This is a genomic window from Agromyces sp. NPDC004153 (assembly GCF_053603635.1).
Genome location: NZ_JBSGFY010000002.1, coordinates 653 through 25,189 on the forward strand (window position 1 = coordinate 653; position 24,537 = coordinate 25,189).

At 71.5% G+C, this 24,537-nt stretch carries 27 protein-coding genes, 1 tRNA gene and 1 pseudogene; 25 read left to right on the forward strand and 4 right to left on the reverse strand.

From position 1 onward, the window contains the following. A partial coding sequence (locus ACWEOH_RS13925; protein WP_452031964.1) for a hypothetical protein occupies positions 1-259 on the reverse strand: 259 nt, incomplete at its 3' end. Positions 260-268: 9 nt separating this feature from the next. Here ACWEOH_RS13925 and ACWEOH_RS13930 point away from each other — a divergent pair. From ACWEOH_RS13930 to ACWEOH_RS14015, 18 genes are all read left to right on the forward strand, one after another. Further along, entirely contained in the window at positions 269-1,255 is a 987-nt protein-coding gene (locus ACWEOH_RS13930; RefSeq protein ID WP_452031966.1) for a hypothetical protein, read from the forward strand. After that, entirely contained in the window at positions 1,230-2,264 is a 1,035-nt protein-coding gene (locus tag ACWEOH_RS13935; RefSeq protein ID WP_452031968.1) for an HAD-IIA family hydrolase, read from the forward strand. Before ACWEOH_RS13930 ends, ACWEOH_RS13935 begins: the two co-directional genes overlap by 26 nt. 65 nt (positions 2,265-2,329) lie before the next feature. Continuing rightward, a complete protein-coding gene (locus ACWEOH_RS13940) occupies positions 2,330-2,581 on the forward strand; it encodes a hypothetical protein (RefSeq protein WP_452031970.1) in 252 nt (83 codons plus the stop codon). Next, a complete protein-coding gene (locus tag ACWEOH_RS13945) occupies positions 2,578-3,387 on the forward strand; it encodes a TlyA family RNA methyltransferase (protein WP_452031972.1) in 810 nt (269 codons plus the stop codon). The genes ACWEOH_RS13940 and ACWEOH_RS13945 overlap by 4 nt, the downstream gene beginning before the upstream one ends. Then, the gene (locus tag ACWEOH_RS13950; protein ID WP_452031974.1) at positions 3,342-4,298 is read left to right on the forward strand and encodes an NAD kinase; all 957 of its coding nucleotides are present in this window, start codon (positions 3,342-3,344) and stop codon (positions 4,296-4,298) included. The genes ACWEOH_RS13945 and ACWEOH_RS13950 overlap by 46 nt, the downstream gene beginning before the upstream one ends. A 9-nt stretch (positions 4,299-4,307) precedes the next feature. Next, a complete protein-coding gene (gene recN / locus ACWEOH_RS13955) occupies positions 4,308-6,008 on the forward strand; it encodes a DNA repair protein RecN (RefSeq protein ID WP_452031976.1) in 1,701 nt (566 codons plus the stop codon). Positions 6,009-6,135: 127 nt separating this feature from the next. Beyond that, positions 6,136-7,830 carry a CTP synthase gene (locus ACWEOH_RS13960; protein WP_452031978.1) on the forward strand — a complete coding sequence of 565 codons (1,695 nt, stop codon included), beginning with the start codon at positions 6,136-6,138 and terminating at the stop codon, positions 7,828-7,830. Continuing rightward, the gene (locus ACWEOH_RS13965; protein WP_452031980.1) at positions 7,823-8,500 is read left to right on the forward strand and encodes an NUDIX domain-containing protein; all 678 of its coding nucleotides are present in this window, start codon (positions 7,823-7,825) and stop codon (positions 8,498-8,500) included. Before ACWEOH_RS13960 ends, ACWEOH_RS13965 begins: the two co-directional genes overlap by 8 nt. Continuing rightward, positions 8,497-9,402 (forward strand): site-specific tyrosine recombinase XerD, encoded by a 906-nt coding sequence (xerD, locus tag ACWEOH_RS13970; protein WP_452031982.1) that lies wholly within the window; start codon positions 8,497-8,499, stop codon positions 9,400-9,402. Before ACWEOH_RS13965 ends, xerD begins: the two co-directional genes overlap by 4 nt. 57 nt (positions 9,403-9,459) lie before the next feature. After that, the gene (locus tag ACWEOH_RS13975) at positions 9,460-10,347 is read left to right on the forward strand and encodes a ParA family protein (protein WP_148735304.1); all 888 of its coding nucleotides are present in this window, start codon (positions 9,460-9,462) and stop codon (positions 10,345-10,347) included. Positions 10,348-10,405: 58 nt separating this feature from the next. Then, positions 10,406-11,242: a segregation and condensation protein A gene (locus ACWEOH_RS13980; protein WP_452033872.1), complete on the forward strand. Its 837-nt coding sequence runs from the start codon at positions 10,406-10,408 to the stop codon at positions 11,240-11,242. 16 nt (positions 11,243-11,258) lie between these two features. Next, the gene (gene scpB, locus ACWEOH_RS13985) at positions 11,259-11,924 is read left to right on the forward strand and encodes an SMC-Scp complex subunit ScpB (RefSeq protein WP_452033874.1); all 666 of its coding nucleotides are present in this window, start codon (positions 11,259-11,261) and stop codon (positions 11,922-11,924) included. Between the two features lie 70 nt (positions 11,925-11,994). Beyond that, on the forward strand, positions 11,995-12,738 hold the full coding sequence (locus ACWEOH_RS13990) for a pseudouridine synthase (protein WP_452033876.1): 744 nt from the start codon (positions 11,995-11,997) through the stop codon (positions 12,736-12,738). 1 nt (position 12,739) lies between these two features. Continuing rightward, complete coding sequence (locus tag ACWEOH_RS13995; RefSeq protein ID WP_452031984.1) at positions 12,740-13,822, forward strand: prephenate dehydrogenase; 1,083 nt, start codon at positions 12,740-12,742, stop codon at positions 13,820-13,822. Continuing rightward, positions 13,819-14,517, forward strand: coding sequence for a (d)CMP kinase (cmk, locus tag ACWEOH_RS14000; RefSeq protein WP_452031986.1), 699 nt, complete (start codon positions 13,819-13,821; stop codon positions 14,515-14,517). The genes ACWEOH_RS13995 and cmk overlap by 4 nt, the downstream gene beginning before the upstream one ends. A 49-nt stretch (positions 14,518-14,566) precedes the next feature. Further along, positions 14,567-16,084, forward strand: a complete 1,518-nt coding sequence (gene der / locus ACWEOH_RS14005) for a ribosome biogenesis GTPase Der (protein ID WP_452031988.1) — start codon at positions 14,567-14,569, stop codon at positions 16,082-16,084. A gap of 59 nt (positions 16,085-16,143) precedes the next feature. After that, positions 16,144-16,383, forward strand: coding sequence for a DUF167 domain-containing protein (locus tag ACWEOH_RS14010; protein WP_452031990.1), 240 nt, complete (start codon positions 16,144-16,146; stop codon positions 16,381-16,383). A gap of 32 nt (positions 16,384-16,415) precedes the next feature. Beyond that, on the forward strand, positions 16,416-17,381 hold the full coding sequence (locus tag ACWEOH_RS14015) for a CHAD domain-containing protein (RefSeq protein ID WP_452031991.1): 966 nt from the start codon (positions 16,416-16,418) through the stop codon (positions 17,379-17,381). Between the two features lie 52 nt (positions 17,382-17,433). On the opposite strand, the gene ACWEOH_RS14020 is transcribed toward ACWEOH_RS14015, so the two are convergent. Then, positions 17,434-18,057, reverse strand: a complete 624-nt coding sequence (locus ACWEOH_RS14020) for an N-acetyltransferase family protein (protein ID WP_452031993.1) — start codon at positions 18,055-18,057, stop codon at positions 17,434-17,436. Between the two features lie 93 nt (positions 18,058-18,150). Between ACWEOH_RS14020 and ACWEOH_RS14025 the strand changes: the two genes are divergently transcribed. Both ACWEOH_RS14025 and ACWEOH_RS14030 read left to right on the forward strand, forming a co-directional pair. After that, entirely contained in the window at positions 18,151-18,657 is a 507-nt protein-coding gene (locus ACWEOH_RS14025; RefSeq protein WP_452031995.1) for a MarR family winged helix-turn-helix transcriptional regulator, read from the forward strand. Further along, positions 18,654-19,310, forward strand: coding sequence for a hypothetical protein (locus ACWEOH_RS14030; protein WP_452031997.1), 657 nt, complete (start codon positions 18,654-18,656; stop codon positions 19,308-19,310). Before ACWEOH_RS14025 ends, ACWEOH_RS14030 begins: the two co-directional genes overlap by 4 nt. Before the next feature lie 24 nt (positions 19,311-19,334). Here ACWEOH_RS14030 and ACWEOH_RS14035 read toward each other — a convergent pair whose 3' ends face one another. Further along, a complete protein-coding gene (locus ACWEOH_RS14035) occupies positions 19,335-19,904 on the reverse strand; it encodes a hypothetical protein (RefSeq protein WP_452031999.1) in 570 nt (189 codons plus the stop codon). A 226-nt stretch (positions 19,905-20,130) separates the two neighbouring features. Between ACWEOH_RS14035 and ACWEOH_RS14040 the strand changes: the two genes are divergently transcribed. The 5 genes and pseudogenes from ACWEOH_RS14040 (at position 20,131) to ACWEOH_RS14060 (ending at position 23,586) form a co-directional block, all read left to right on the forward strand. After that, a tRNA-Pro gene (locus tag ACWEOH_RS14040) sits at positions 20,131-20,204 on the forward strand. 353 nt (positions 20,205-20,557) lie between these two features. Continuing rightward, positions 20,558-21,586 carry a hypothetical protein gene (locus ACWEOH_RS14045; protein ID WP_452032001.1) on the forward strand — a complete coding sequence of 343 codons (1,029 nt, stop codon included), beginning with the start codon at positions 20,558-20,560 and terminating at the stop codon, positions 21,584-21,586. Then, positions 21,583-23,154: a CoF synthetase gene (locus ACWEOH_RS14050; protein ID WP_452032003.1), complete on the forward strand. Its 1,572-nt coding sequence runs from the start codon at positions 21,583-21,585 to the stop codon at positions 23,152-23,154. Before ACWEOH_RS14045 ends, ACWEOH_RS14050 begins: the two co-directional genes overlap by 4 nt. 84 nt (positions 23,155-23,238) lie before the next feature. Further along, positions 23,239-23,304 (forward strand): annotated as a pseudogene (locus ACWEOH_RS14055) (DUF2510 domain-containing protein); the annotation flags it as partial. Between the two features lie 39 nt (positions 23,305-23,343). Beyond that, the gene (locus ACWEOH_RS14060; RefSeq protein WP_452032005.1) at positions 23,344-23,586 is read left to right on the forward strand and encodes a hypothetical protein; all 243 of its coding nucleotides are present in this window, start codon (positions 23,344-23,346) and stop codon (positions 23,584-23,586) included. Between the two features lie 144 nt (positions 23,587-23,730). On the opposite strand, the gene ACWEOH_RS14065 is transcribed toward ACWEOH_RS14060, so the two are convergent. Beyond that, positions 23,731-24,480: a DUF4328 domain-containing protein gene (locus ACWEOH_RS14065; protein ID WP_452032007.1), complete on the reverse strand. Its 750-nt coding sequence runs from the start codon at positions 24,478-24,480 to the stop codon at positions 23,731-23,733. Positions 24,481-24,537: the final 57 nt, after the last annotated feature.

A 24,537-nucleotide genomic window follows, 5' to 3' on the forward strand; every position in this document is an offset into this window, starting at 1 on the left:
CCGGGATCAGAAGCGTCCGTACGGTGACCGGGATCAGAAGCGTCCGTACGGTGACCGGGATCAGAAGCGTCCGTACGGTGACCGGGATCAGAAGCGTCCGTACGGTGACCGGGATCAGAAGCGCCCGTACGGCGAGCGGTCCGGCGCCGGCCGCCGCACCGACGATCGACGCGGCGGGCGTCCCGACGCTCGCGGCAGTCATCACGACGGTCCGCGCGAGACGCACGGTGCCTCTGATCGCGCGGTCCGTCCGCGTCACGACGACCCGATGCTGCCCGACCGGATCGAGGCGAAGCAGCTCGACAAGGGCGCCCGCGCGGAGCTGAAGACGCTCAGCAAGGACAACGCCGACTGGGTCGCGCGGCACATGGTCGCGGCATCCGAGTACCTCGACAGCGACCCGGAGCTCGCGCACCAGCACGCGCTCTCCGCCGCCCGTCGCGGCGGCCGGATCGCCGTCGTCCGCGAGACGCTGGCGATCACGGCCTACGCGACCGGCGACTTCGCGCTCGCGCTGCGCGAGCTGCGCACGTACCGGCGGATCTCGGGAAGTAACGACCAGCTGCCGCTCATGGTGGACAGCGAGCGGGGCGTCGGCCGTCCCGACCGCGCGCTCGAGGTCGGCCGCTCAGTCGACCGCGCTGAGCTGCCCGCCGCGGTGCAGGTCGGGCTCGCGATCGCCATGTCGGGCGCGCGCCTCGACCTCGAGCAGCCCGAGCTCGCCCTCGCGGAGCTCGAGATCCCGCAGCTCGACCCCGATCGCGCGTTCTCGTACAGCCCAGCGCTCTTCTCGGCGTACGCCGAGGTGCTCGAGGAGCTCGGGCGCGGCCCCGAGGCCGCCGCGTGGCGTGCCCGCGCCGACCGCGCCGAGGAGGTGCTGAACCCGCCGACGGAGTCCGAGCTCGTCGAGATCTTCGAGGTCGAGCTCGAGGACGAGGCGGACGAGGTCGACGAGACGATGGAGAGCGAGCCGGGGGCGGGCGAGTCCGTGGCGAGCGAGCTCGAGGACGAGGCGGACGAGGCATCCGGTGTCGCCGACGCCGTCGACGCGGCATCCGGCTCGGACGAAGCGACCCACGACGACCTGCCCGAGGACTTCGGTGCCGTGCTCGAGGAGGACGTCGCCGCGGTGCTCGCGGAGGGCGAGGCGCTCGAGCGCGGTGAGACCCTCGAAGCCGGCGACGCGGAGGTAGCGGACGTGGCCGCCGACACCGACGAGGACGGCGCCCGTGGGCCTGTTCCGACCGAGGACTGAGGCGACGACACCGCTCGAGGGGATCGACGCGGTGTTCGCGGACCTCGACGGCGTCGTGTACGCGGGTGCGGGCTCGATCCCGCACGCCGTCGACAGCCTGAACCGCACGAAGCGGGAGCGCGCCGTCGGCTACATCACGAACAACGCGTCGCGCAGCGACGCCTCGGTGGCCCAGCACCTGGCCGAGCTCGGCCTCGACGTGGTGCCCGACGACGTCGTGACGTCGCCGCAGGCCGCGATGACGCTGCTCGAGGAGCGCGTCGAGCCCGGCGCCCTGGTCTTCGTCGTGGGCGGCGAGGGCATCGTGACCGAGCTCGAGAAGCGCGGGTACCGGGTCACGCGGTCGGCCGACGACGGCCCGGCCGCCGTCGTGCAGGGCTTCGCGCCCGAGATCGGATGGCGCGAGCTCGCCGAGGCCTCGTTCGCGCTCAACGCGCACGGCGGGCCCGACTCGACCGAGGCCGGCATCCCGTGGATCGCGACGAACATGGACTGGACGATCCCGGTCGCGCGCGGCATCGCGCCCGGCAACGGCACGCTCGTCTCCGCGGTGCACACCGCGGTCGGGCGGTTCCCGGTGGTCGCCGGCAAGCCCGAGACGCCGATCTTCGAGGAGGCGAAGCGTCGCTTCGGGGTCGAGCACCCGCTCGTGGTCGGCGACCGGCTCGACACCGACATCCTCGGTGCGAACCGGGCGGGCATGGCCAGTGCGGTCGTGCTCACCGGCATCGACCGGGCGAAGCAGGTGCTCGCCGCGGATGCCGCGAGCCGGCCCGACTTCATCCTCGGCGACCTGCGCGGACTGCACGAGCCGTATCCGGTCGTCGAGACCGTACGCGACGGCGCCGTGCGCGTCGGGAAGGCGCGCGTGCGCGTCGACGGACGCCGCGTCGTGATCGTGTCCGACGGCGACGGCGGGCTCGACCTGCTGCGTGCCGCCTGCGCGGCCATCTGGCAGTCGGGCACCAAGATCCACGCGCTCGACGTGCCGGCGAGCCTGTACAGCTGAGCGGTCGGGGCGGCGAGGCCGAGCCCCGCCACGTCCGGTCGGCGGGTCGGGGTAGCGTTGGTCGGGTGAGCACTGACGACGACACCCCCGATGCCGAGGCCGTAGACGCGCGCGATCGGGCGTCGTCGACGGATGCCGCCGGGCCGAACGCGGGCGACGAACGCGCCGGGGCGGCATCCGATGAGCTGCGGGCCGCCCTCGACGAGCTCGAGTCGCAGCCGCTCGCCGAGCGCGCCCCCGGCTACCTGCGGCTCGCCGAGCAGCTCCGCAGTCAGCTCGAGGAGTCCGACCCGGCCCGCGGCACGAACGGGCGATGACCGAGCAGCGACTCGACGCGGCCCTCGCCGCACGCGGACTCGCCCGTTCCCGCACGCACGCCGCGACGCTCATCGCGGCCGGCGTCGTCACGGTCGACGGGAAGGCCGTCGTGAAGCCGTCGGCCAAGGTGGGCGACGCGAGCGAGATCGTCGTCGCGGCATCCGATCACTACGTCAGCAGGGCCGCGCACAAGCTCATCGCGGCGCTCGACGGGTTCGGCGTCGACCCCGAAGGCCGCGTCGTGCTCGATGCCGGCGCGTCGACGGGCGGGTTCACGCAGGTGCTGCTGGAGCGCGGCGCCCGCACGGTGCTCGCCGTCGACGTCGGCCACGGCCAGCTCGCCCGTGAGCTGCACGGCGCACCCGGGCTCGTGCTCGTCGAGGGATGCAACGTGCGCACGCTCGATCGGCCGACGCTCGCGAGCCTCACGGGCGTCGACGAGCCGCCGTCGCTCGTGACCGCCGACCTCTCGTTCATCTCGCTCACCACCGTGCTGCCCGCCCTGCGCAGGACGGCGACGGATGACGCGGACTTCGTGCTGCTCGTGAAGCCGCAGTTCGAGGTGGGGCGCGGCGGGGTGCGCGAGGGAGTGGTGCGCGACGCCGCGCTGCGATCGGAGGCCGTCGCGAACGTGCTCTGGGCCGCGTTCGACCTGGGCCTCGGCACCGTCGGCGTCCTGTCCTCCCCAATCGCGGGGAGCCACGGCAACCACGAATACCTCGCGCACCTCAGCGCGACCCGCGGGGTGAATCCGACAGAATGGATGCGTCGGGTGGACCAACTGGCAGGAGGCGCGAACGCGTGAACGACGCACGGCACTTCCTCGTGGTCTCCCACACCGGCCGGCAGAACGCCCTCGAGGCGACCGGTGAGGTGTGCACGCAGCTCCTCGCGTCCGGCGCGGTGCCCGTCATCGCCGCCGAGCACTGGGACGACGTGCACGCGTTCGTGCCCGAGCTCGACGGTGCCGTCAAGCGGTTCGAGGAGGTCGATCCGGCGCGCATCGAGCTCGTCATCGTCCTCGGCGGCGACGGCACGATCCTGCGCGCGGCCGAGCTCATGCGCGACCACCCCATCCCGCTGCTCGGCGTCAACCTCGGTCACGTCGGCTTCCTCGCCGAGAGCGAGCGCGACGACCTCGGCTACACCGTCGCCCGCGCCCTCGCGCGCGACTACGCCGTCGAGGAGCGCATGACGCTCTCGGTGCGCGCGAAGGTCGGCGAAGAGGTCGTCTACGAGAGCTGGGCGCTCAACGAGGCGACCGTCGAGAAGGCCGAGCGCGAGCGCATGCTCGAGGTCGTGGTCGAGGTCGACCGCCGCCCGCTCTCGTCGTTCGGCTGCGACGGCATCGTTATGTCGACACCCACGGGCTCCACGGCGTACTCGTTCTCGGCCGGCGGTCCGGTCGTCTGGCCGAGCCTCGAGGCCCTGCTGCTCGTGCCGCTCAGCGCGCACGCCCTGTTCGCCCGGCCGCTCGTGGTGGGCGCCGACTCCTCGCTCGCCGTCGAGATCCTGCAGCGCACCGAGGCCGCGGCCGTGATCTGGTGCGACGGCCGCCGCACGTTCGACCTCCCGCCGGGCGCGCGCGTGATCGTGCGCAAGTCGTCGGTGCCCGTGCGGCTCGCACGCCTGCACGAGGCGCCGTTCACCGACCGGCTCGTCAACAAGTTCCAACTGCCCGTCACGGGCTGGCGAGGGCCGGTCGGCCGTGAGTGAGGGCGGCGCATGATCGAAGAGCTCGGCATCCGCGACCTCGGCGTCATCGCCGAGGCCACGCTGCCCCTCGGCGCGGGGTTCACCGCCGTCACCGGTGAGACCGGCGCCGGCAAGACCATGGTCGTCACCGCGCTCGGCCTGTTGCTCGGAGCCCGGGCGGATGCCGGCGCGGTGCGCTCCGGCGCGAAGCAGGCGTGGGTCGAGGGTCGCTGGCTCGTGCCCGACGACGGCGCGATCGCCGAGCGCGTCAGCGAGACCGGCGGCGACGTCGAGGGCGGCGAGCTGCTGCTCGGACGCTCCGTCTCGTCCGAGGGTCGAAGCCGCGCCGTCGTGGGCGGCCGCAGCGCGCCCGTGGGCGTGCTCGGCGAGCTCGGCGAGGAGCTCGTCGTGGTGCACGGCCAGGCCGACCAACAGCGGCTCCGCTCGGCGGTCGCCCAGCGCGAGGCGCTCGACCGGTTCGCGGGCGCGCCCCTGCAGCAGGCCGCCGCCGAGTACCGCGAGGCGTTCTCGGCGTGGCGCGCCGACTCGGCCGAGCTCGAGCGGCTGCGCGAGGCGCACGACACCCGCGCCCGCGAGGCCGAAGAGCTGCGTGAGGCGCTCGACGAGGTCGAGGCCGCCGACCCGCAGCCCGGTGAAGACGTCGAGCTCGCCGAGCGCGCCGACCGCCTCTCGAACCTCGAGGAGCTGCGCCTCGCCGCAGCCCAGGCCCGCAGCCTGGTGTCCGCCGAAGAGCTCGTCGACGGTGCGCCCGACGCGATCGGGCTCGTCGACAGCGCCCGCAGGCACCTCGAGCGCGTGGTCGAACACGACGCCGCCCTGGCGCCGATCGCCGAGGCGCTGCAGACCGCGGGATTCCTGCTCGCCGACGCGTCGACCGAGCTCTCGGGCTACCTCGACGGCCTCGACGCCGACAGCGGGCGCGAGCTCGAGGTCGTGCAGGAGCGGCGCGCCCTGCTCGCCGCGCTCGTGCGCCGGCACGGCGGCACGCTCGACGACGTGATCGACTTCCGCCGCAACGGCGGGCTCCGGCTGGTCGAGCTCGACGGCGACGATGAGCGCATCGAGGAGCTCGCGGCATCCGTCGACCGGCTCACCGCCGAGGTCGACCGACTCGCCGGTCGCCTCACCGAACTGCGCACCGAGGCCGCGTCGCGGCTCGCCGACGCGGTGACGGCCGAGCTCGGCGCGCTGGCGATGCCCGACGCCCGGCTCACGGTCGACGTCGACGCCGAGCACGAGCCGACGGTCCACGGTCGCGACCAGGTCGCGATCCTGCTGCGGCCGCATCCGGGCACGGAGCCGCGGCCGGTGTCGCGCGGCGCCTCGGGCGGCGAGCTCTCGCGGGTGATGCTCGCGATCGAGGTCGTCATCGCCGGCAGCGACCCCGTGCCCACGTTCGTCTTCGACGAGGTCGACGCGGGCGTCGGCGGCGCCGCGGCGATCGAGATCGGCCGCCGGCTCGCCCGGCTCGCCGAGCGCTCGCAGGTCATCGTCGTCACGCACCTCGCGCAGGTCGCGGCATTCGCCACGAACCACCTCAGCGTCGTGAAGGGCACCGACGGGCAGGTCACGTCGTCCAGTGTTCGTCAGCTCGCCGGTGCCGAACGCGAGGCCGAGATGGCGCGGTTGCTCTCAGGGCTCAGCGACTCCGAGAGTGGGCTCGCGCACGCGCGCGAGCTGCTGGAGATCGCCGCGGATCGGGCGGCCTGACGGAGGCTGCGAACGCGCAGGCGGAGGCGGCGGACGAGAGCGGACGGGGACGCCGCAGAAGGAAAAGGGGGACCGCGTGGGGCATGTCGGCGCAGACGGTCAGGATCGTGGGTTAGACTACAAGCCCGTGGTGGATGATCGCGGCAGAGACAATTCGAACGGCACGACCAAGCACATCTTCGTGACTGGTGGTGTCGTTTCTTCGTTGGGCAAGGGACTCACGGCGGCGAGTCTCGGCAACCTCCTGACGGCCAGGGGCCTCAGGGTGGTCATGCAGAAGCTCGACCCGTACCTCAACGTGGACCCGGGCACGATGAACCCGTTCCAGCACGGCGAGGTCTTCGTGACCGACGACGGCGCCGAGACCGACCTCGACATCGGGCACTACGAGCGGTTCCTCGACATCAACCTGAGCCAGGCCGCGAACGTGACGACCGGCCAGATCTACTCGACCGTGATCGCCAAGGAGCGGCGCGGCGAGTATCTCGGCGACACCGTGCAGGTCATCCCGCACATCACCGACGAGATCAAGCGCCGCATGCGGCTGCAGTCCACCGAGACGCCCAAGCCCGACGTGATCATCACCGAGATCGGCGGCACGGTCGGCGACATCGAGTCGCAGCCGTTCATCGAGTCCGCGCGCCAGGTGCGCCACGAGCTCGGACGCAAGAACGTGTTCTTCGTGCACGTCTCGCTCGTGCCGTTCATGGGCGCGTCGGGGGAGCAGAAGACCAAGCCCACGCAGCACTCGGTCGCCGCGCTCCGCTCCATCGGCATCCAGCCCGACGCGCTCGTGCTCCGTAGCGACCGCCCGGTCACCGACGCGAACAAGCGCAAGATCGCGCTCATGTGCGACGTCGACGAGGCCGCGGTCGTGAACGCGGTCGACGTGCCGTCGATCTACGACATCCCCACGATGCTGCACGACCAGGGCCTCGACGCCTACATCATCGAGTCGCTCGGCCTCGACGGCAAGGCCGACGACGTCGACTGGTCGGGGTGGCGCGAGCTGCTCGAGGTCGTGCACGACCCGAAGCACGAGGTCACCATCGGCCTCGTCGGCAAGTACATCGACCTGCCCGACGCCTACCTCTCGGTCACCGAGGCGCTGCGTGCCGGCGGGTTCGCGAACGACACCAAGGTCAACATCGAGTGGATCCCGTCCGACGAGTGCCGCACGCCCGAGGGCGCGCAGAAGCACCTCGCGCACCTCGACGGCATCTGCGTGCCCGGCGGATTCGGCGTGCGCGGCATCGAGGGCAAGCTCGGCGCACTTCGCTTCGCCCGCGAGAACGGCATCCCCGCGCTCGGACTCTGCCTCGGCTTGCAGTGCATGGTCATCGAGTACTCGCGCAACGTCGTCGGCCTCCACGGCGCGTCGTCGAGCGAGTTCGACCCCGACACCGAGTTCCCGGTCATCGCGACCATGGAGGAGCAGGTCGAGATCATCGCCGGCGGGGATCTCGGCGGCACCATGCGCCTCGGCCTCTACCCGGCCAGGCTCGCCGACGGCTCGATCGCCGCCGACCTCTACGGCAGCAGCGAGGTGAGCGAGCGGCACCGCCACCGCTACGAGGTGAACAACGGCTTCCGCGACCGCATCGCCGACGCCGGGCTCGTGTTCTCGGGCCTGTCGCCCGACCGAAACCTGGTCGAGTTCGTCGAGCTGCCGCGCGACGTGCACCCGTTCTACGTGGGCACGCAGGCGCACCCCGAGCTCCGCAGCCGCCCCAACGACGCGCATCCGCTGTTCCGTGGGCTCGTGGGCGCGGCCCTCGAGCGGCAGCAGGCGAGCCTGCTGTTCGACGTCGCCAATGGCTGACGCCCCGTCGGCCGACGTTCCGGCGGTCGACCTCCCGCCGATCGCCGACGAGCCGTCCGCGCTGCCCGTGCGGTCGAGCGAGCAGGTCTACAACGGACGCGTCTGGGACCTGCGCCGTGACGAGGTGGAGCTCGGCGACGACACGATGGTGCGCGAGTACGTCGACCACCCCGGCGCCGTCGCGGTGCTCGCGCTCGACGACGACGATCGGGTGTTCCTGATCTGCCAGTACCGGCACGCCGTGCGCAGCCGCGACTGGGAGATCCCCGCCGGCCTGCTCGACGTGCCCGGCGAGGAGCCGCTCGCCGCCGCGCAGCGCGAGCTCGCCGAGGAGGGCGACCTCGCGGCATCCGACTGGGCGGTGCTCGTCGACTTCCACACGTCGCCCGGCGGCAGCGACGAGGCGATCCGCATCTACCTCGCCCGCGGCCTCACGCCGACGCACGAGCCGTTCGCGCGCGAGGAGGAGGAGGCGCACATGGAGACGCGCTGGCTCGACCTCGACGCGTGCGTCGACGCCGTGCTCGAGCGTCGCGTGCAGAACCCGTCGCTCGTGATCGGCGTGCTCGCCGCGCAGGCCTCGCGCGCCCGCGGGTGGGCCGGGCTCGCCCCCGCCGACGCCGCCTGGCCCGGACGCTCCACCCCGCGAGAGGAGCCCGCGCCCCGATGACGGATGCCGCGTGGACCGCCGGGTACCTCCGGCACCTCGCGGTGGAGCGCGGCCTCGCGCGGAACACCGTCACGTCGTACCGTCGCGACCTGGTGATCTACGCAGACTGGCTCGCGGCGCACGGCTTCGAAGGCCCCGGCGCGGTGACCGAGCAGGACCTCGCGGATTTCGTGCGCTTCCTCGGCGCCGAGCGGCAGCCGCCCCTCGCCACGTCGTCCATCGCGCGCGTGCTCTCCGCCGTGCGCGGCGTGCATCGATTCCTGGCCGACGAGGGCGCGATCGCGACGGATGCCTCGAAGGACCTGCGCCCGCCGAAGCTGCCGATGCGGCTGCCCAAGGCCATCCCCGTCGAGGACGTCGAGGCGCTCATCGCCGCCGCCGGCGGCGAGGAGCTGCACCAGCTGCGCGACGCCGCACTGCTCGAGCTGCTCTACGCGACGGGCGCGCGCGTCTCCGAGGCCGTGTCGCTCAACGTCGACGACCTCGTCGACGACGAGGTGGTGCGACTCTTCGGCAAGGGCGGCAAGCAGCGCGTCGTGCCGCTCGGCTCGTACGCGCGTCGTGCGGTCGACGCGTACCTCGTTCGGGCGCGTCCGACGCTCTCGGCGCGGGGTCCGGCGACGCCCGCGCTGTTCCTCGGGCTCCGCGGCCGACGGATGTCGCGCCAGGCGGCATGGGACGTCATCCATCGCGCGGCCGAGCACGCGGGGCTCGCGGCATCCGTCTCACCCCACACCCTGCGTCACTCGTTCGCGACGCACCTGCTCGAGGGCGGCGCCGACGTGCGTGTGGTGCAGGAGCTGCTCGGCCATTCGTCGGTCGCGACGACCCAGATCTACACGCTGGTCACAGCCGATACACTCCGGGAGATGTACACGGCTGCCCACCCTCGTGCTCGCTAGAATCGACCAAGCGCTCGGACCGGAGCCGGCTCGCAGGACGCAGGAGAGAGACCAGACGTGACCCACCAGACGCACGACCCGGCGGACGGAGTCCTTTCGCTGGAGCCGGAGGTCGGTCCGACCGGGCGTCCCCTTCGCGACTTCCCCGAGCCGAAGCGGCTGCGCTCGCACGGGCCGGCCCGCATCATCGCGCTCTGCAACCAGAAGGGCGGCGTCGGCAAGACCACGACCACCATCAACCTCGGCGCGACCCTCGCCGAGTACGGCCGCCGGGTGCTCGCCGTCGACTTCGACCCGCAAGGCGCCCTCTCTGCGGGCCTCGGCGTGCAGACGCACGACGTGCCCACGATCTACGACCTGCTGCTCTCGCGCGGCATCGACCCCGCCGACGCGATCCAGCACACCGGCCTCGACGGCCTCGACGTGATCCCGGCGAACATCGACCTGTCGGCCGCCGAGGTGCACCTCGTCACCGAGGTCGCCCGCGAGCAGATCCTCGCGAGCGTGCTGCGCCGCGTCGCGCCCGACTACGACGTCATCCTCATCGACTGCCAGCCGTCGCTGGGCCTGCTCACGGTGAACGCGCTCACCGCGAGCCATGGCGTGGTGATCCCGCTCGAGTGCGAGTACTTCGCGCTGCGCGGCGTCGCGCTGCTCATCGAGACGATCGACAAGGTGCGCGACCGCCTCAACCCCGCGATCGAGCTCGACGGCATCCTCGCGACCATGTACGACGCGCGCACGCTCCACTCGCGCGAGGTGCTCGAGCGCGTCGTCGACGCGTTCGGCGACAAGGTGCTCGAGACCGTCATCACGCGCACGGTGAAGTTCCCTGACGCGACCGTCGCCGCGACCCCGATCACCGAGTTCGCCCCCGACCACCAGGCGTCGCGGGCGTACCGGCAGCTCGCGAGGGAGCTGGTGTTCCGTGGCGCGGTCGCCTGAGGCCGAGCCGGCTTCGGGGGAGCGCGTGACCGGCGCGACGGCGCCGGCGGAGGACACCGTGGTCGATGGCGGGGGCGCGCCCGCGGGCGCGACATCCGAGAGCGAGGCATCCGACCCCGGCTTCCGGGTGGCGCTCTCGAACTTCGAGGGACCCTTCGACCTGCTGCTCTCGCTCATCGCGGAGCACGAGCTCGACATCACCGAGGTGTCGCTCTCGGCCGTGACCGACGAGTTCATCTCGTACCTGCGCGGCCTCGACTCCGAGGAGGAGCTCGACCGCGCCTCGGAGTTCCTCGTGGTCGCCGCGACACTGCTCGACCTCAAGGTCGCCGGCCTCCTGCCGCAGGGCGAGCTCGTCGACGCCGAGGACGTGGCGCTGCTCGAGGCCCGCGACCTGCTCTTCGCCCGACTGCTGCAGTACCGCGCCTTCAAGGAGGCGTCGCGCTGGTTCGCGGGGCACCTCGAGGCCGAGGCGCGACGACACGCCCGCACGGTGCGGCTCGAGGAGCGGTTCCGCCAGCGCGAGCCCGAGCTGCGATGGACGCTGACGCTCGAGGACTTCGCGGCGCTCGCGACCCTCGCGCTCACGCCGCGCGAGCTCCCCACGGTCGGGCTCGACCACCTGCACGCGCCGCTCGTGTCGATCCGCGAGCAGGCGGCCCACGTCGTCGCGGTGCTGCGGCGCGGCGACGCCGTGACCTTCCGCGAGCTCATCGCCGGCATCGGCCAGCCGGGCGTGGTCGTCGCCCGCTTCCTCGCCGTGCTCGAGCTCTACCGCCACTCCGCGATCGGCTTCGACCAGGTCGAGCCGCTCGGCGAGCTCACGCTGCACTGGGCGGCCGAGTCGTGGGACGACGCAAACCTCGAGAGCCTGGGGGCCGACTATGACGAATGACACGGATGCCGCGGGCATGACGGATGCCGCGACGAACGGCCCAGAGCTGTCGATCGTGACGCCGCTCGACGTGCCCGGCCAGCCGCGGCTCGACCTCGACCGCGCGCTCGAGGCGATCCTGTTCATCGCCGACGAGCCGCTCAGCGTCGTGACGCTCGCCGCGGCCGTCGCGCGTCCGGTGGCGGAGATCCGCGCGGCGATCGCGCGCCTGCGGACGGACTACGACGGCGAGGGCACGTCGGGGGAGCCGCGCACCGACGTGGCCGACGAGGAGCATGCCGCGCGCGGCATCCGTCGCGGCTTCGAGCTGCGGGAGGTCGGCGGCGGCTGGCGCTTCTACGTGCGCGAGGAGTACGACGCCCTCGTCGCGGACTTCGTGCTGACCCAGTCGTCGACTCGGCTGTCGCAGGCAGCGCTCGAGACGCTCTCGGTCATCGCCTACAAGCAGCCGATCTCGCGGTCGTCGATCGCGTCGATCCGCGCGGTGAACGTCGACTCGGTCGTGCGCACGCTGCTCGGCCGCGGCCTCATCACCGAGGTCGCGACCGACGCCGAGACCGGCGCGATCCTCTACGGCACGACCGACCTGCTGCTCACCAACCTCGGCATCAACTCGCTCGACGAGCTGCCGCACATCTCGCCGCTGCTCGACGACGGCCAGGAGGGGTTCGATCGTGACTGACCGGGAGCCGGGCGACCGGGGCGACGGCGTCGAGGGCGGCGCACGGCCGCCGGCCGGGGAAGGACAGCGGCTGCAGAAGGTGCTCGCCGCCGCGGGCGTCGCGAGCCGCCGCGTGTCGGAGCAGCTCATCGTCGAGGGCCGCGTCGAGGTCAACGGCCGTGTCGTGACCGAGCTCGGCTCGCGCATCGACCCGGCGACCGATCTGGTCGCCGTCGACGGCGTCGCCGTGCAGCTCGACACCGCGAAGCGCTACTACATGCTCAACAAGCCGCGCGGCGTGGTCTCCTCGATGCGCGACGAGCAGGGTCGGCCCGACCTCACGCGGTTCACGAAGGACCTCGACGAGCGGGTCTACAACGTCGGCCGGCTCGACGCCGAGACGAGCGGCCTGCTGCTGCTCACGAACGACGGCGAGCTCGCGCACGTGCTCGCACACCCGTCGTTCGGCGTCGAGAAGACGTACATCGCGAAGGTGCGCGGCCGCGTGACGCCGGCCACGCTGCAGCGGCTGAAGACGGGCATCGAGCTCGACGACGGCCCCATCCACGCCGACCGCGCGCGGATCCTCCAGGCGCAGGGCGACGCGCGCCACACCATGGTGGAGCTCACGCTGCACTCCGGACGGAACCGCATCGTGCGGCGCATGCTCGACGCGGTGGGGCATCCGGTGGTCGACCTCGTGCGGCGCAGCTTCGGGCCGCTCAACCTCGGTACCCTGCGATCCGGCGCCATGCGCGAGTTGACTAAGGTGGAACTCGGCCAGCTCCTCACCCTCTCCCGTGCGGCGGACGCCGGCCGGAAGGGGAAGCGCTGACGTGGTCGAATCACGCCTGATCGGGCCCGTGCGCGTCGTCGGCGCCGGCCTGCTCGGCACGAGCGTGGCGCTCGGCCTGCGCGCCCGCGGCATCGACGTCATCCTCGCCGACGCGTCGCCCACGCACGTCGCGATCGCGGTCGACCTCGGCGCGGGCCGGCGGGCGCAACCAGACGACGCCCCGCAGCTCATCGTGGTCGCGGTGCCGCCCGACGTCACGGCCTCGGTCGTCGCCGCCGAGCTGGCGGCCTTCCCCGAGGCGATCGTGACGGATGTCGCGAGCGTGAAGTCCAGCATCCTCGACGAGCTCGTCGAAGCCGGCGCCGACGTCTCGCGGTACATCGGATCGCACCCGCTCGCGGGCCGGGAGCGCGGCGGACCGCTCGCGGCGCGCGCCGATCTCTTCGCCGGCCGGCCCTGGGTGGTCGCCGCGCACGACGAGATCAGCTACCGGCGCGCGAGCGCGATCGACGACCTCATCCTCGACCTCGGCGCGACGCTCGTGGAGATGACGCCCGACGAGCACGACCGCGGCGTCGCACTCATCTCGCACGTGCCGCAGGTGGTCTCGAGCATCATGGCTCGGCGGTTCATCGAGGCGCCGAACGCCGCCCTCGGTCTCGCCGGCCAGGGCGTCCGCGACGTCACCCGCATCGCGGCGAGCGATCCCGACCTGTGGGTGCAGATCCTCGGCGCGAATGCCGCGCCCGTGCGCGACATCCTCCTCGCTTACCGCGAGGACCTCGACCGCTTCATCGATGCGCTCGACGATCCGGCCGCGCCCGGGGCCCGACGCCGCGTGGCGGAGGAGCTGACCGGCGGCAACACCGGCGTCGAGCGCCTGCCCGGCAAGCACGGCACCGACAAGCGCTTCACGACCATCGTCGTGATGGTCGACGACCGCCCGGGGCAGCTCGCCCGGCTCCTCGCCGAGATCGGCGAGATCGGCGTCAACCTCGAGGACCTCCGGCTCGAGCACTCGCCCGGGCGGCAGGTGGGCCTCGCCGAGATCGCCGTGCTCCCCGAGGCGGCCGACCGACTCACCAACGAGCTGGCCGAGCGCGGCTGGCGGATCGCAGGATGAACGTGACCCACACCCCCGTCATTCCCCTCGTCGTCGCCGTCGACGGGCCAGCCGGCAGCGGCAAGTCGAGCGTGTCCAAGGAGGTCGCGCGCCAGCTGGGCTACGGCTTCCTCGACACGGGCGCCGCGTACCGTGCGCTGGCGTGGCACGCCGAGGCATGCGGGATCGACACCGACGACGCGGCATCCGTCGTCTCGAGCCTGCCGAGCTTCGCCTACCGGATCGGCACCGACCCGGCCGGCTACGCGGTGCACGTGGGCGAGGTCGACGTGACGACCGCGATCCGCGAGCCGCACATCTCGGCGATCGTGAGCCGCGTCGCCAAGGTCCCAGAGGTGCGCACGCACCTCATCGAGCTGTTCCGCGGCATCATGGCCGACGAGCGGCATCCGGGCATCGTCGTCGAGGGACGCGACATCACGACGGTCGTCGCGCCCGATGCGCCCGTGCGGATCCTGCTCACCGCGTCGGAGGAGGTTAGAATTGCGAGGCGCTCCGCCGAGCTCGTCGACGTTCCGACCGAGTACACGGGGGAGCAGTTGCGCCGGCGCGACGAGGCCGACGCCAAGGTGGTCGACTTCATGACCGCCGCCGACGGCGTGACGACCGTCGACTCGACCGAGCTCGACTTCGAGCAGACGGTCGAGGCCGTGATCGGCGTGATCCGGGCCGCGCAGCCCGAGGCGGTGCGCTAGCGCCGCGACGGGCCGGAGCCCGGCGCATCCAGACTTCCGAGGAGACACCATGACCGACCAGCGCGACGAGTACGACGACGAGTCCGTCGCCGACGATGACCTCGCCGAGCGGCTCGCCGACGTCGACGAGGACCTCGCCGAGCAGCGCGCCGCCGCCCTGCGGTCGGGACTCTCCGACTACGAGCTCGACGAGGACGACCTCGAGGTGCTCGAGATCTCGGAGGAGGGCGAGGAGGGCATCCGCTACCTCCCGGCGCTCCCCGTGATCGCGATCGTCGGCCGCCCCAACGTCGGCAAGTCCGCCCTCGTGAACCGCATCCTCGGCCGCCGCGAGGCGGTCGTCGAGGACACGCCGGGCGTCACGCGCGACCGCGTCTCGTACAAGGGCGAGTGGCTCGACCGGCGGTTCACGCTCGTCGACACCGGCGGGTGGGAGCCCGACGCACGCGGCATCGACGCCTCGGTCGCAGCGCAGGCGGAGGTCGCGATCGACCTGTCCGACGTCGTGCTGTTCGTCGTCGACGCCATGGTCGGCGCGACCGCGACCGACGAGCACGTCGTGCGACTGCTGCGCAAGACGAAGAAACCCGTCTTCCTCGTGGCGAACAAGGTCGACGATGCGCGCCAGGAGCCAGAGGCCGCCGCGCTCTGGAACCTGGGGCTCGGCGAGCCCTACCCGGTCTCGGCGCTGCACGGACGAGGCGTCGCCGACCTGCTCGACGAGGTCTTCAAGGTGCTGCCGCAGGTCTCGGCGGTGGCGAAGGAGGAGTTCGGCGGGCCCCGCCGGGTCGCGATCCTCGGCCGTCCGAACGTGGGCAAGTCGAGTTTGCTGAACAAGGCTGCGGGAGAGGAGCGCGTGGTCGTCAACGAGCTCGCCGGCACGACCCGCGACCCCGTCGACGAGCAGATCGAGCTCGGCGGCAGGATCTGGCGGTTCGTGGACACCGCCGGCATCCGTCGTCGCGTGCACCTGCAGCAGGGCGCCGACTTCTACGCGTCGCTGCGCACGCAGGCCGCGCTCGAGAAGGCCGAGGTGGCGGTCGTGCTGCTCGACGTCTCGCAGCCGATCTCCGAGCAGGACGTGCGCATCATCGACCTCGTGCTCGAGTCGGGCCGGGCGCTCGTGCTCGCCTACAACAAGTGGGACCTGCTCGACGACGACCGTCGCCGCTACCTCGAGCGCGAGATCGAGCAGGACCTGCACCACGTCGCCTGGGCGCCGCGCGTGAACATCTCGGCGAAGACCGGGCGGCACCTCGAGAAGCTCGTGCCCGCCCTCGAGCTCGCGCTCGACTCCTGGGACACGCGCATCCCCACGGGCAAGTTCAACGCCTTCCTCACCGAGCTCACGCAGGAGCATCCGCACCCCGTTCGCGGCGGCAAGCAGCCGCGCATTCTGTTCGGCACGCAGGCGGCGACCCGCCCGCCGACGTTCGTGCTCTTCACGACCGGGTTCCTCGACCCGGGCTACCGCCGGTTCATCCAGCGGCGCCTGCGCGAGATCTACGGCTTCGAGGGCTCGCCGATCGTGCTGAACATGCGCGTGCGCGAGCGTCGCCAGCGGTAGCATCACCGCAGGCCACGGGGGATTCCGCAGGCGGGGCGATCGCACTACGGAGGAGACCCATGGAGATCACCGTCCGCGTGAAGCCCGGCAGCCGGCGTGGCCCGTTCGTGGATGAGACGCCCGAGGACCCCGGCGCCTCGCTCACCGTGCACGTGCGCGAGCGCGCCGTCGACGGGGCGGCCAACGAAGGTGTCATCCGCGCCGTCGCCGCGCACTTCGGGGTGCGCCGTGGCGACGTCGTGATCCTCCGAGGGCACACCGCACGCATCAAGCGCGTGTCCGTCGGCGGGGTCGACTGACGGTTCGCGACGCCCGCGCCTACGATGGCGACATGGGCGACGCCGAGGACGAGCGCGAGGACGCGGGCGGATCCGCGACGCAGGCGTCGGAGCTCGCCTGGATGGACGCCGGCGAGACGGTGCTCGCCGCGGTGCGCGCGATCGGAACTCGGCTCGAGGAACTCGAACCGGCCGCGCTCGACGACGAGCCCGACGCGGTGCACCAGCTGCGCACGCACGTGCGGCGCCTGCGCAGCGTGCTCGCCGCGTACGCGCCGCTCTTCGACGCGGGGGTGGTGCAGGCGGTGCGCCGCTCGTTCCGCGAGCTCGGCCATGAGCTGGGCACGGTGCGCGACATCGAGGTCCGCGTGCAGGTGGCCGAGGAGGCGCTGCAGCTGGCCATGGACGAGTGGGGGCTCGACTCCGACGACATCGCGTCGATGCGTGCACGACTCGTCGACGACGAGGTCGTGGCCCATCGCCTCGCGCACGCCCGCCTCGTCGAACGGCAGCGGATGCCGCGGGCGGCCGCTCGGCGCGAGGTGCTCGCCGCGTTCCTCGAGGCTCCCGCCCGCACGCCGAGGTCCGACGAACCGGCTCGCGAGGAGCTCGGGCGCCTGCTCGGACGGGAGGCGAAGCGCGCCGTCCGCCGTGCCCGGCGGGTCGACGCGGCATCGGGCACCGACCGGCTGCACGACGCGCGAAAGGCGGGCCGGCGCCTGCGCTACGCGGCCGAGGCGGTCGTCGAGGAGCCCGTGGCGCTCTTCGGCGATCGCGCGAGTGCCCTCGCGGAGGCGGGGGAGGCCGTGCACGACGTGCTCGGCGACCACCGCGACGAGGTGCTCTTCGCGGAGCACGTGCGGCGGGCCGGGGCGCACGCGGCGCACGACGGCGAGCCGATGGACGCGTACGAGCGGCTCGCGGAGGCCGCCGACCTGCGGGCCGCCGATCGGCTCGACCACCTGACGAAGGTCGTGCACGAGCTCGAGCACGCGGCGAAGGAGTGGTCGTCGCGCTGACGGCCGGGCGCTGCGCGCCGCGACCGGGCGGTCGGGGTTCGCGGGCTCGCGGTCAGTCGCGCAACCGGAGCTGCATGATCGCCCGGTCGGGCTTGGGTCGGGCCACCTCGGTGAACCCCGCACGCTCGAACATGCCGACGGTGCCGTGGAACAGCTCGGCGGCCGGGACCTTCTGTCGTGCGGTCGGATCGACGGCATAGGCCTCGAGCACCCGGGCGCCGTGGTCACGGGCGTAGGCGACCGCCGCCTCGGCGAGGACCCCGCCCACGCCGCGCTTGCGGAACGCCCGCGGCACGACGAAGCACGAGACCGCCCAGATGTCGGGGTCGCCGAAGTCGGGGTCGGGCGTTCCGCCTGCGACGAGGCGGCTGTGGGGGAGTCGCACGAGGTTGCGGCGCGGCTCGACCGCGCACCAGCCGACCGGCGTGTCGCCGTCGTAGGCGAGCAGCCCGGGACCGGTGTCGGAGGTCGCGAGTTGCGCCTCGAGGCGGTCGGACAGGGCGTCGTCGCCCACGGAGCGCCAGTTGCTGCCGGGGATCTTGTACCACTGGCACCAGCAGTGCGCCGGGTCGCCCTTCGTGCCGAACACGGCCTCGACGTCGGCGAACGGCGCCTCCTGCGCGGGCACGACGCGAAGCTCGCCGGTGCGGGGGTCGTCGGTCGTGGCTTGCTGCATGTCGTCACCGTAACCCGGGCGTGCGACATCCGTCGAGCGGGCGCGGTCGGGCTCAATTCGTGAAGTGAGGTAACGATGTAGTAGCATCACGATATGACCAGCGAACCCATCGATCGAACTGCCGCAGCCGCGCCCGTGCCGACCGTGCTCGATCGGCTGATCGAGATCGGCGAGCTGTTCCAGCACGACATGGCGCGGGCGTTCGAGGGCACGTCGCTCACGCCGGCCCGGGTGCGCGTGCTCTGGGAGCTGTCGCACGCGGGCCCGATGACGCAGCAGGCACTCGCCACGCGCCTCGAGGTGAGTGCGCGCAACATCACCGGTCTCGTCGATGCGCTCGAGGCCGGCGGTCACGTCGCCAGGTCGCCCCATCCGACGGACCGTCGGGCCACGATCGTCTCGCTCACGGCGCAGGCCCGTCGACGCATGCGCGAGATGCAGCGCGAGCACGCCGAGCTCACCGCCGACCTGCTCGACGCCGTCGACCCCGCCGATCGACCGGCCCTCGAGCGCGGCGTCGACGCGATCGCTGCTCGCCTGCGGGAGCTCGTCGAGGCCGACGTCGCCGCGCGGGCCGCGCGTGAGGCGGCCGGGGCATGAGCGTCACGTCCGAACGCCGCGTCGCGGCATCCGCCTGGCTGCGCACCGGGTCGTTCCTGAAGCGCGCGCTCCTCGTCGAGCTCAGCATCTACGCGAACATCGGGCGGTTCTTCGCCCGGCGGCCGGCGATCCCGCGCGGGGCTGCGGGATTCGGCTACCACAAGCCCGTGCTGACCGTGCTGGTCATCTTCATCGTGCTGTCGGCGGTCGAGGTCCCGATCGTCGACCTCATCGTGCACCGGTGGCCGGCGGTGCGCATCGGGTTCCTCATCCTCGGGATCTGGGGCGTCACCTGGATGTTCGGGCTGCTCTGCGCGTACCTCATGCGGCCGCACACGGTCGGGCCCGAGGGCATCCGGGTCAGGCAGGGCCTCGAGGTCGACCTGCCGCTCGCATGGGACGACATCGCGTCGGTCGCCCGCGTGAAGCGTGTCGACGAGCCGAAGTCGCCCCGCATCGTCGAGTCCGACGGCGGGCGCACGCTCGCGTTCCGGATGCAGGACGAGACGGTCATCGAGATCGAGCTCGAACGGCCGACCGTCGTGCGCCTGCCGGGTCTGCCGCCCAAGGGCGGCGAGCAGGAGATCACCGCCGTGCGCATCTGGGTCGACGACCCGAAGGCGTTCATGGACGAGGTGCGGAAGCACCTCTGAACGCCTCCGAGTCGCGTCCTCGGGTCAGGCCTTCGGGCGGTCGGTGTCGGATGCCGCGGACTCGTCGGTCTCGTCGGTCTCGTCGGTCTCGGCCGCGGCGGGCTCGGCGTCGGATCCGGGCGTCTCGGTCGCCGTGACGGCGGCGGATGCCTCGGCGGCCTCGTCGCCCGTGGTCTCGGCGGATGCCGCGGCGGGCACGGTGGCGGCAGCGGCCTCGTCACGCGCCGGAACGTCGGCTGCGGCATCCGCGTCGTCGAACTCGTCGAACTCGTCGACCTCGACGAACCCGACCGGCGCGGCGGCGGCGAGCGCCCCGCGCGCCACGACCGAGGCGTGGCGGTTGCGCGCGTGCACGGCCAGCGCGACGAGCACGCCGACGATGCCGGCGATGATCAGCATGCCGCCGATCGTTGACTGCGTCTGCAGGTCGAGGAAGGTGAGGTAGTCGGATCCGCCGGTGTTGTAGAAGTCGGCCTGGCCGGCGTTGCCCGCGCGCAGCTGCCAGTAGCCGATCGCGCCGACCGCGATCGAGGCGACCCACAGCACGATGAGCGGGATGTTCAGGGCGAGGCGGCGGGGGGTGGCGTCAGGCAAGGTGTCCTCCGGGGATCGGTCCGCGCGGGCGCGGGCATTCGACGATCGAATGCATGGGTCGTGCCGAGCCTATGCCTGAACCCTATGTGCGGGGTATGTCCCGGCGATGCATCGGCTGGGTGGTTCCCGTCGCGGCCCCGGGCGGCAGGCGGGCGGGCGCGTGCACGAGCACGCCTCCGGATGCCGCTATGATGGTCGAGTTGCCTTCCGAGGAATCGGTCGGCATCGGGCTGTGGCGCAGCTTGGTAGCGCACTTGACTGGGGGTCAAGGGGTCGCAGGTTCAAATCCTGTCAGCCCGACCGGGACGAAAAAGCCCCGGTGAGATGCGATTTCTCGCCGGGGCTTTTCTGCGTCTCGATGCGGCGTCCGATCTGTGGTGAGGGCCGGAGAGGAACCAACCGGTGTCGACCGGGAGTACTCGGAACGCCCGGCACCGGGCTTGTCGTTTGCTCAGTGCAGGAGTTCCGTCCCATTTCGGGTCGTCTACGAGGCCGCCAGCGACCGAGTCGGCCTCGGGCACCGTTGGCACTGCCTTCGCGAGCGTGGGAGCGACGGCGGAATCACTCGCCATGCGGTCACGACAGACCGGACGTCCACTGCTGGCGAGGGGTCGATGCCGCGAGAATCCCGGCCGGGGTGTCAGGATGTCCCCATGACGCTGTCGCCGTGGCCTGACCTGATCGAGGAGGCACGGCGCTATCCGTCGCCGCACAATTCCCAACCCATCAAGGTGCAGCCGATCGGCGACCGCGCGGCGCGGGTGTTCTACGACCTCGACCTGGGCCTTCCGGCAGAGTCGTACGGTATTCCGTTCGGCCATGTGTGCGCCGGGGTCTTCCTCGAGAGCCTCGCGACCGTTGCCGCCGGCCATGGGTTCGCCGTGGTCGAAGACCTCCGCCATGCCGATATGGACTTCGGAGCCGCCGATCGCCTGCATCCGATCGGTACGGTTCGCCTGGAGCCCGCACCGGTCACCGCCGAGGCATCCCGGCGGCTGGAGGCCTTTCGCGAACGACGCACGTCGCGACGGCCCTACGATCGAACCCTCGTTCGGCCAGACGTCATCGCCCGGGTCCGCGAGGTCGCCGCTGCGGACGGGCAGCGCTTCGAGACGACGGCTGACGAGCAGACGGTGCGCGACCTCGTGCACATCAATCAGGCAACGCTGTTCTCCGACCTACAGAACGACGCGGTATACGCGGAGATCATGCACTGGCTGCGCTTTTCGCGGTCTCAGGCGGCGGCAACCGCCGACGGCCTGTCCGCCGAGACGATGCTCATCCCCGGCGGCATCCTGAAACCGGCGATGGCCCACCGCGAGTGGTGGTCGGCGCCCGTCGTCGGGCGAATCATCCGCTCGATCTACCTGAACACCATGCGGGGGGTGCGTCAACTGGGCTGGCTGACCGGCCCGTTCGACGGCCCCGCCGATTTTGTCGAGGCCGGTCGCACGTTCATGCGGGTGTGGTTGGAGTTCACCCTGCATGGGGTGCGGCTGCACCCGTTCGGCACCGTCATCACGAACCCCGACTCCCATGCACGATTCGCCGAGGCCGTGGGCGTCGTCGAGAGCGAGGGACGCATGGCGTGGATGCTGTTCCGGTTCGGCCACTCCGCCGAGCCGCCGTTCGCGCACCGGCGTCCCGCTGCCGCGATGCTCCTTCGGGAGGAATCCGCGTGAAACCGTTCATCTTCGCTTTCGTCTGGGCGCAGGACGCCGTCGTGCGGCTCTTCACGCACAGCGTGCACACGCACAAGGTTCTGCTCGGTCCGGGCATCGAGCCGGTGCGCTGGGTGCTCGGCCGCTGGCGGGCCTGGCGGACGTTCGAGTTCGCGGCGCGTCGGGTGCCCGCATATCGGGCGTTCCTCGACGAGCGGGGCACGCCGAGCAAGCTGCGGCCCAAAGGCGATCTCAGTGCGGCATTCGCGGCGTTGCCGGAGATGGACAAGGACAGTTACGTCAAGCGGTGGCCGATCGCCGAGCGCAGCATCGGCGGACACCTGCCGCGGCGCGGTGTCGTCGTCGACGAGTCATCCGGCAGTTCGGGAACGCCGACGAGTTGGGTGCGCGGCCCAGATGAGCGGCTCGCGACACGGCAGCTCCTCCAGGTCGGCTTCTGGCGCACGGCGCACACGCTGAGGAAGCAGCCGTTCGTGCTGAACGCATTCTCGCTCGGGGCCTGGGCGACGGGCATGAACGTGACGACGAGCCTCACCGAGGTCACGATGATCAAGTCGATCGGGCCCGACCGGAACAAGATCATCCAGACGATGGCCGAGTTCGGCACCGACTATACATACATCATCCTGAGCTACCCGCCGTTCCTGAAGGCGCTCTTCGAGGACACGCGCATCGACTGGGAGCAGTACGACATCGTGGCGGCGTTCGGCGGTGAGGGAATCAGCGAGAGCATGCGCGCACACATCCTGCGCTATGCGCACAGCGCGTTCGGGTCGTACGGGGCATCCGACCTCGAGATCAACATCGCGATCGAAACCGACTACACGGTCGAGCTCCGCAAGGCGATCGCCGCGAGCCCGAAGCTCGCCAAGCGCATCACCAGGCACGCCGAGTACGGGGTGGTGCCGATGGTGTTCCAGTTCAATCCGTACGACTATCTGATCGAGACGAACGAAGCGGGCGAGCTCGTCATCACGATCGTGCGCAAGCAGAACATCAACCCGCGCATCCGCTACAACATCCACGACCGCGGGCACGTCATGCGCATCCGGGAGTTGACGCCCATTCTCGAGGAGTTCGGCCTGCATCGCCTGGTGCGTCAGCAGTTCCTCGACCTGCCGCTCCTGTTCCACTACGGCCGCAGCGACATGTCGATCGACTACAACGGTGCGGTCGTCGCCCCCGACGCCCTGCGCGACGTCATCTACGGTGACGCGAAGCTGCTCGAGGCGGTCGAGAACCACCGGCTCATCAGCTTCGAAGACGAGCGCGGCGACCGTCAGCTCCATATCGCCCTGCAGCTGACGGATGCTCCGGCCGCCGCCGCGATCGACGAGGCCGCGTATCGCACGCACATCGTCGCGGAGCTCCGCGCCCTGAACGGCGATTTCAACAACGCGATCCTCACTGCTCCCGATCACACGATGCCCACCGTCGCGTTCTACCCGCACCGCACGGGGCCGTTCTCGGGCGATGGCCGAAAGCTCAAGAACGAGTACGTGTGGCAACTCGAGGCGGACGAACTCGCCCAGTGGGACGTCGACCTCAGCCACCCCGCCGAGCGCTAGGCCGTATCTTCGTTATCGGTGGTGAGTCTCGCGGGATGCTGGCTGGATGAGTGAATCGCCCCGGGTTCGGCAGGGTCAGCTGGGCTGGAGCCGGCCGCGGAACGTTATTGGGACGGCGGCATGTGGACGGAGCACCGGCGGACCGCCGTAGCACCGGTCCATTACGCGGCCCCCGCGAATCGGCAGCCGGTGAAGAACCCGCGGGCGACCACGGCGCTCATCCTCGGGATCGTCGGGATGATCTTCGGCTTCTGGGGCATCATCTCCCTGATCGCCCTCATCTTCGGGATCGCCGGCCTCTCCAACAGCCACGAGCTCCCGCACCCCGACCAGCCTGGCAAGTTCGTCGGGAAGGCGGCTTCCATCTGGGGCATCGTCCTAGGCAGCATCGGCATCATCTACGGCATCTACACCCTCACGCAGCTCGCATAACCTCCCACGCGAGCGAGGCTGGAGGCGGAACGGTGACGAACCGCTCCTCCCGAGAAGCCCGAACCTTTGCGGGTGGTGCGTGCGCGCGTGGAACGCACGTGTGCACGGTCCCTGGTGGCAGTGCCCCGGTGGGGATGCGTGACGTCAGGCCACCAGTGAATGTTCGGGGGCGGAGGAGCGCTGCAGGACGCCCTGCGTGATCCCGCGGATGACCAGCCATGCCAGCGGCACGGCCGCCAGTGTGAGAATCTCGCCCGCGATGCTCATCCACATCGCGACACGGAACTGCTCGAGGTCCTCGGCCGTCGTGTAGATGCGGGCCGAGATCTGGACGAGGTAGTTGCTGACGACAAAGAGCAGCCACCAGGTGATCTGCCACGGGGGCCGAGTGCGCCCGACCGCTTGCCAGAGGTCTGAGATGTTCTGGTACGGGAACCAGAGGCTGACGATGGGCACGAACCAGGATCCGGCGTGCCAGCCGGCCGAGCGCCGCGTTCGGCCCGTGACCTGCTTGGCGGCTCGGTACTGCCACATGGCCCAGAGCACGCCGGTGACGACATAGGCGAGTACGGACAGCATGCTGACCACGAACGCACCTTGGTCGTACGTGTTCATCATGTCGATGGCCGCGTCGTGACCGTTGAGGTAGCCCGTGACCGAACTGATCCCGAATGTCTCGATCCCGATCGTGGTGACGGACATGACGCCGCAGACGATCAGGAGCGCTTGGGTCGCGATCGCGAGCTTGGCGATGGCGTTGGTCGTCGCGGGTTGCTGGCCGGCCTCGTGGTGCGGCAGCGCCCATCGTGTGCCGTCCCACCACCACGTTGCCGACGATCCGTCTGTCGCTGGGTACCAGCCGGCGGGCGGCGGCGGGGTGGGGGTGTCGGTCATCGGCTGGCTTCCTGGGGGTCTTCGAAACGTCGTGCGATCCGGACAACGCTGTTCGCT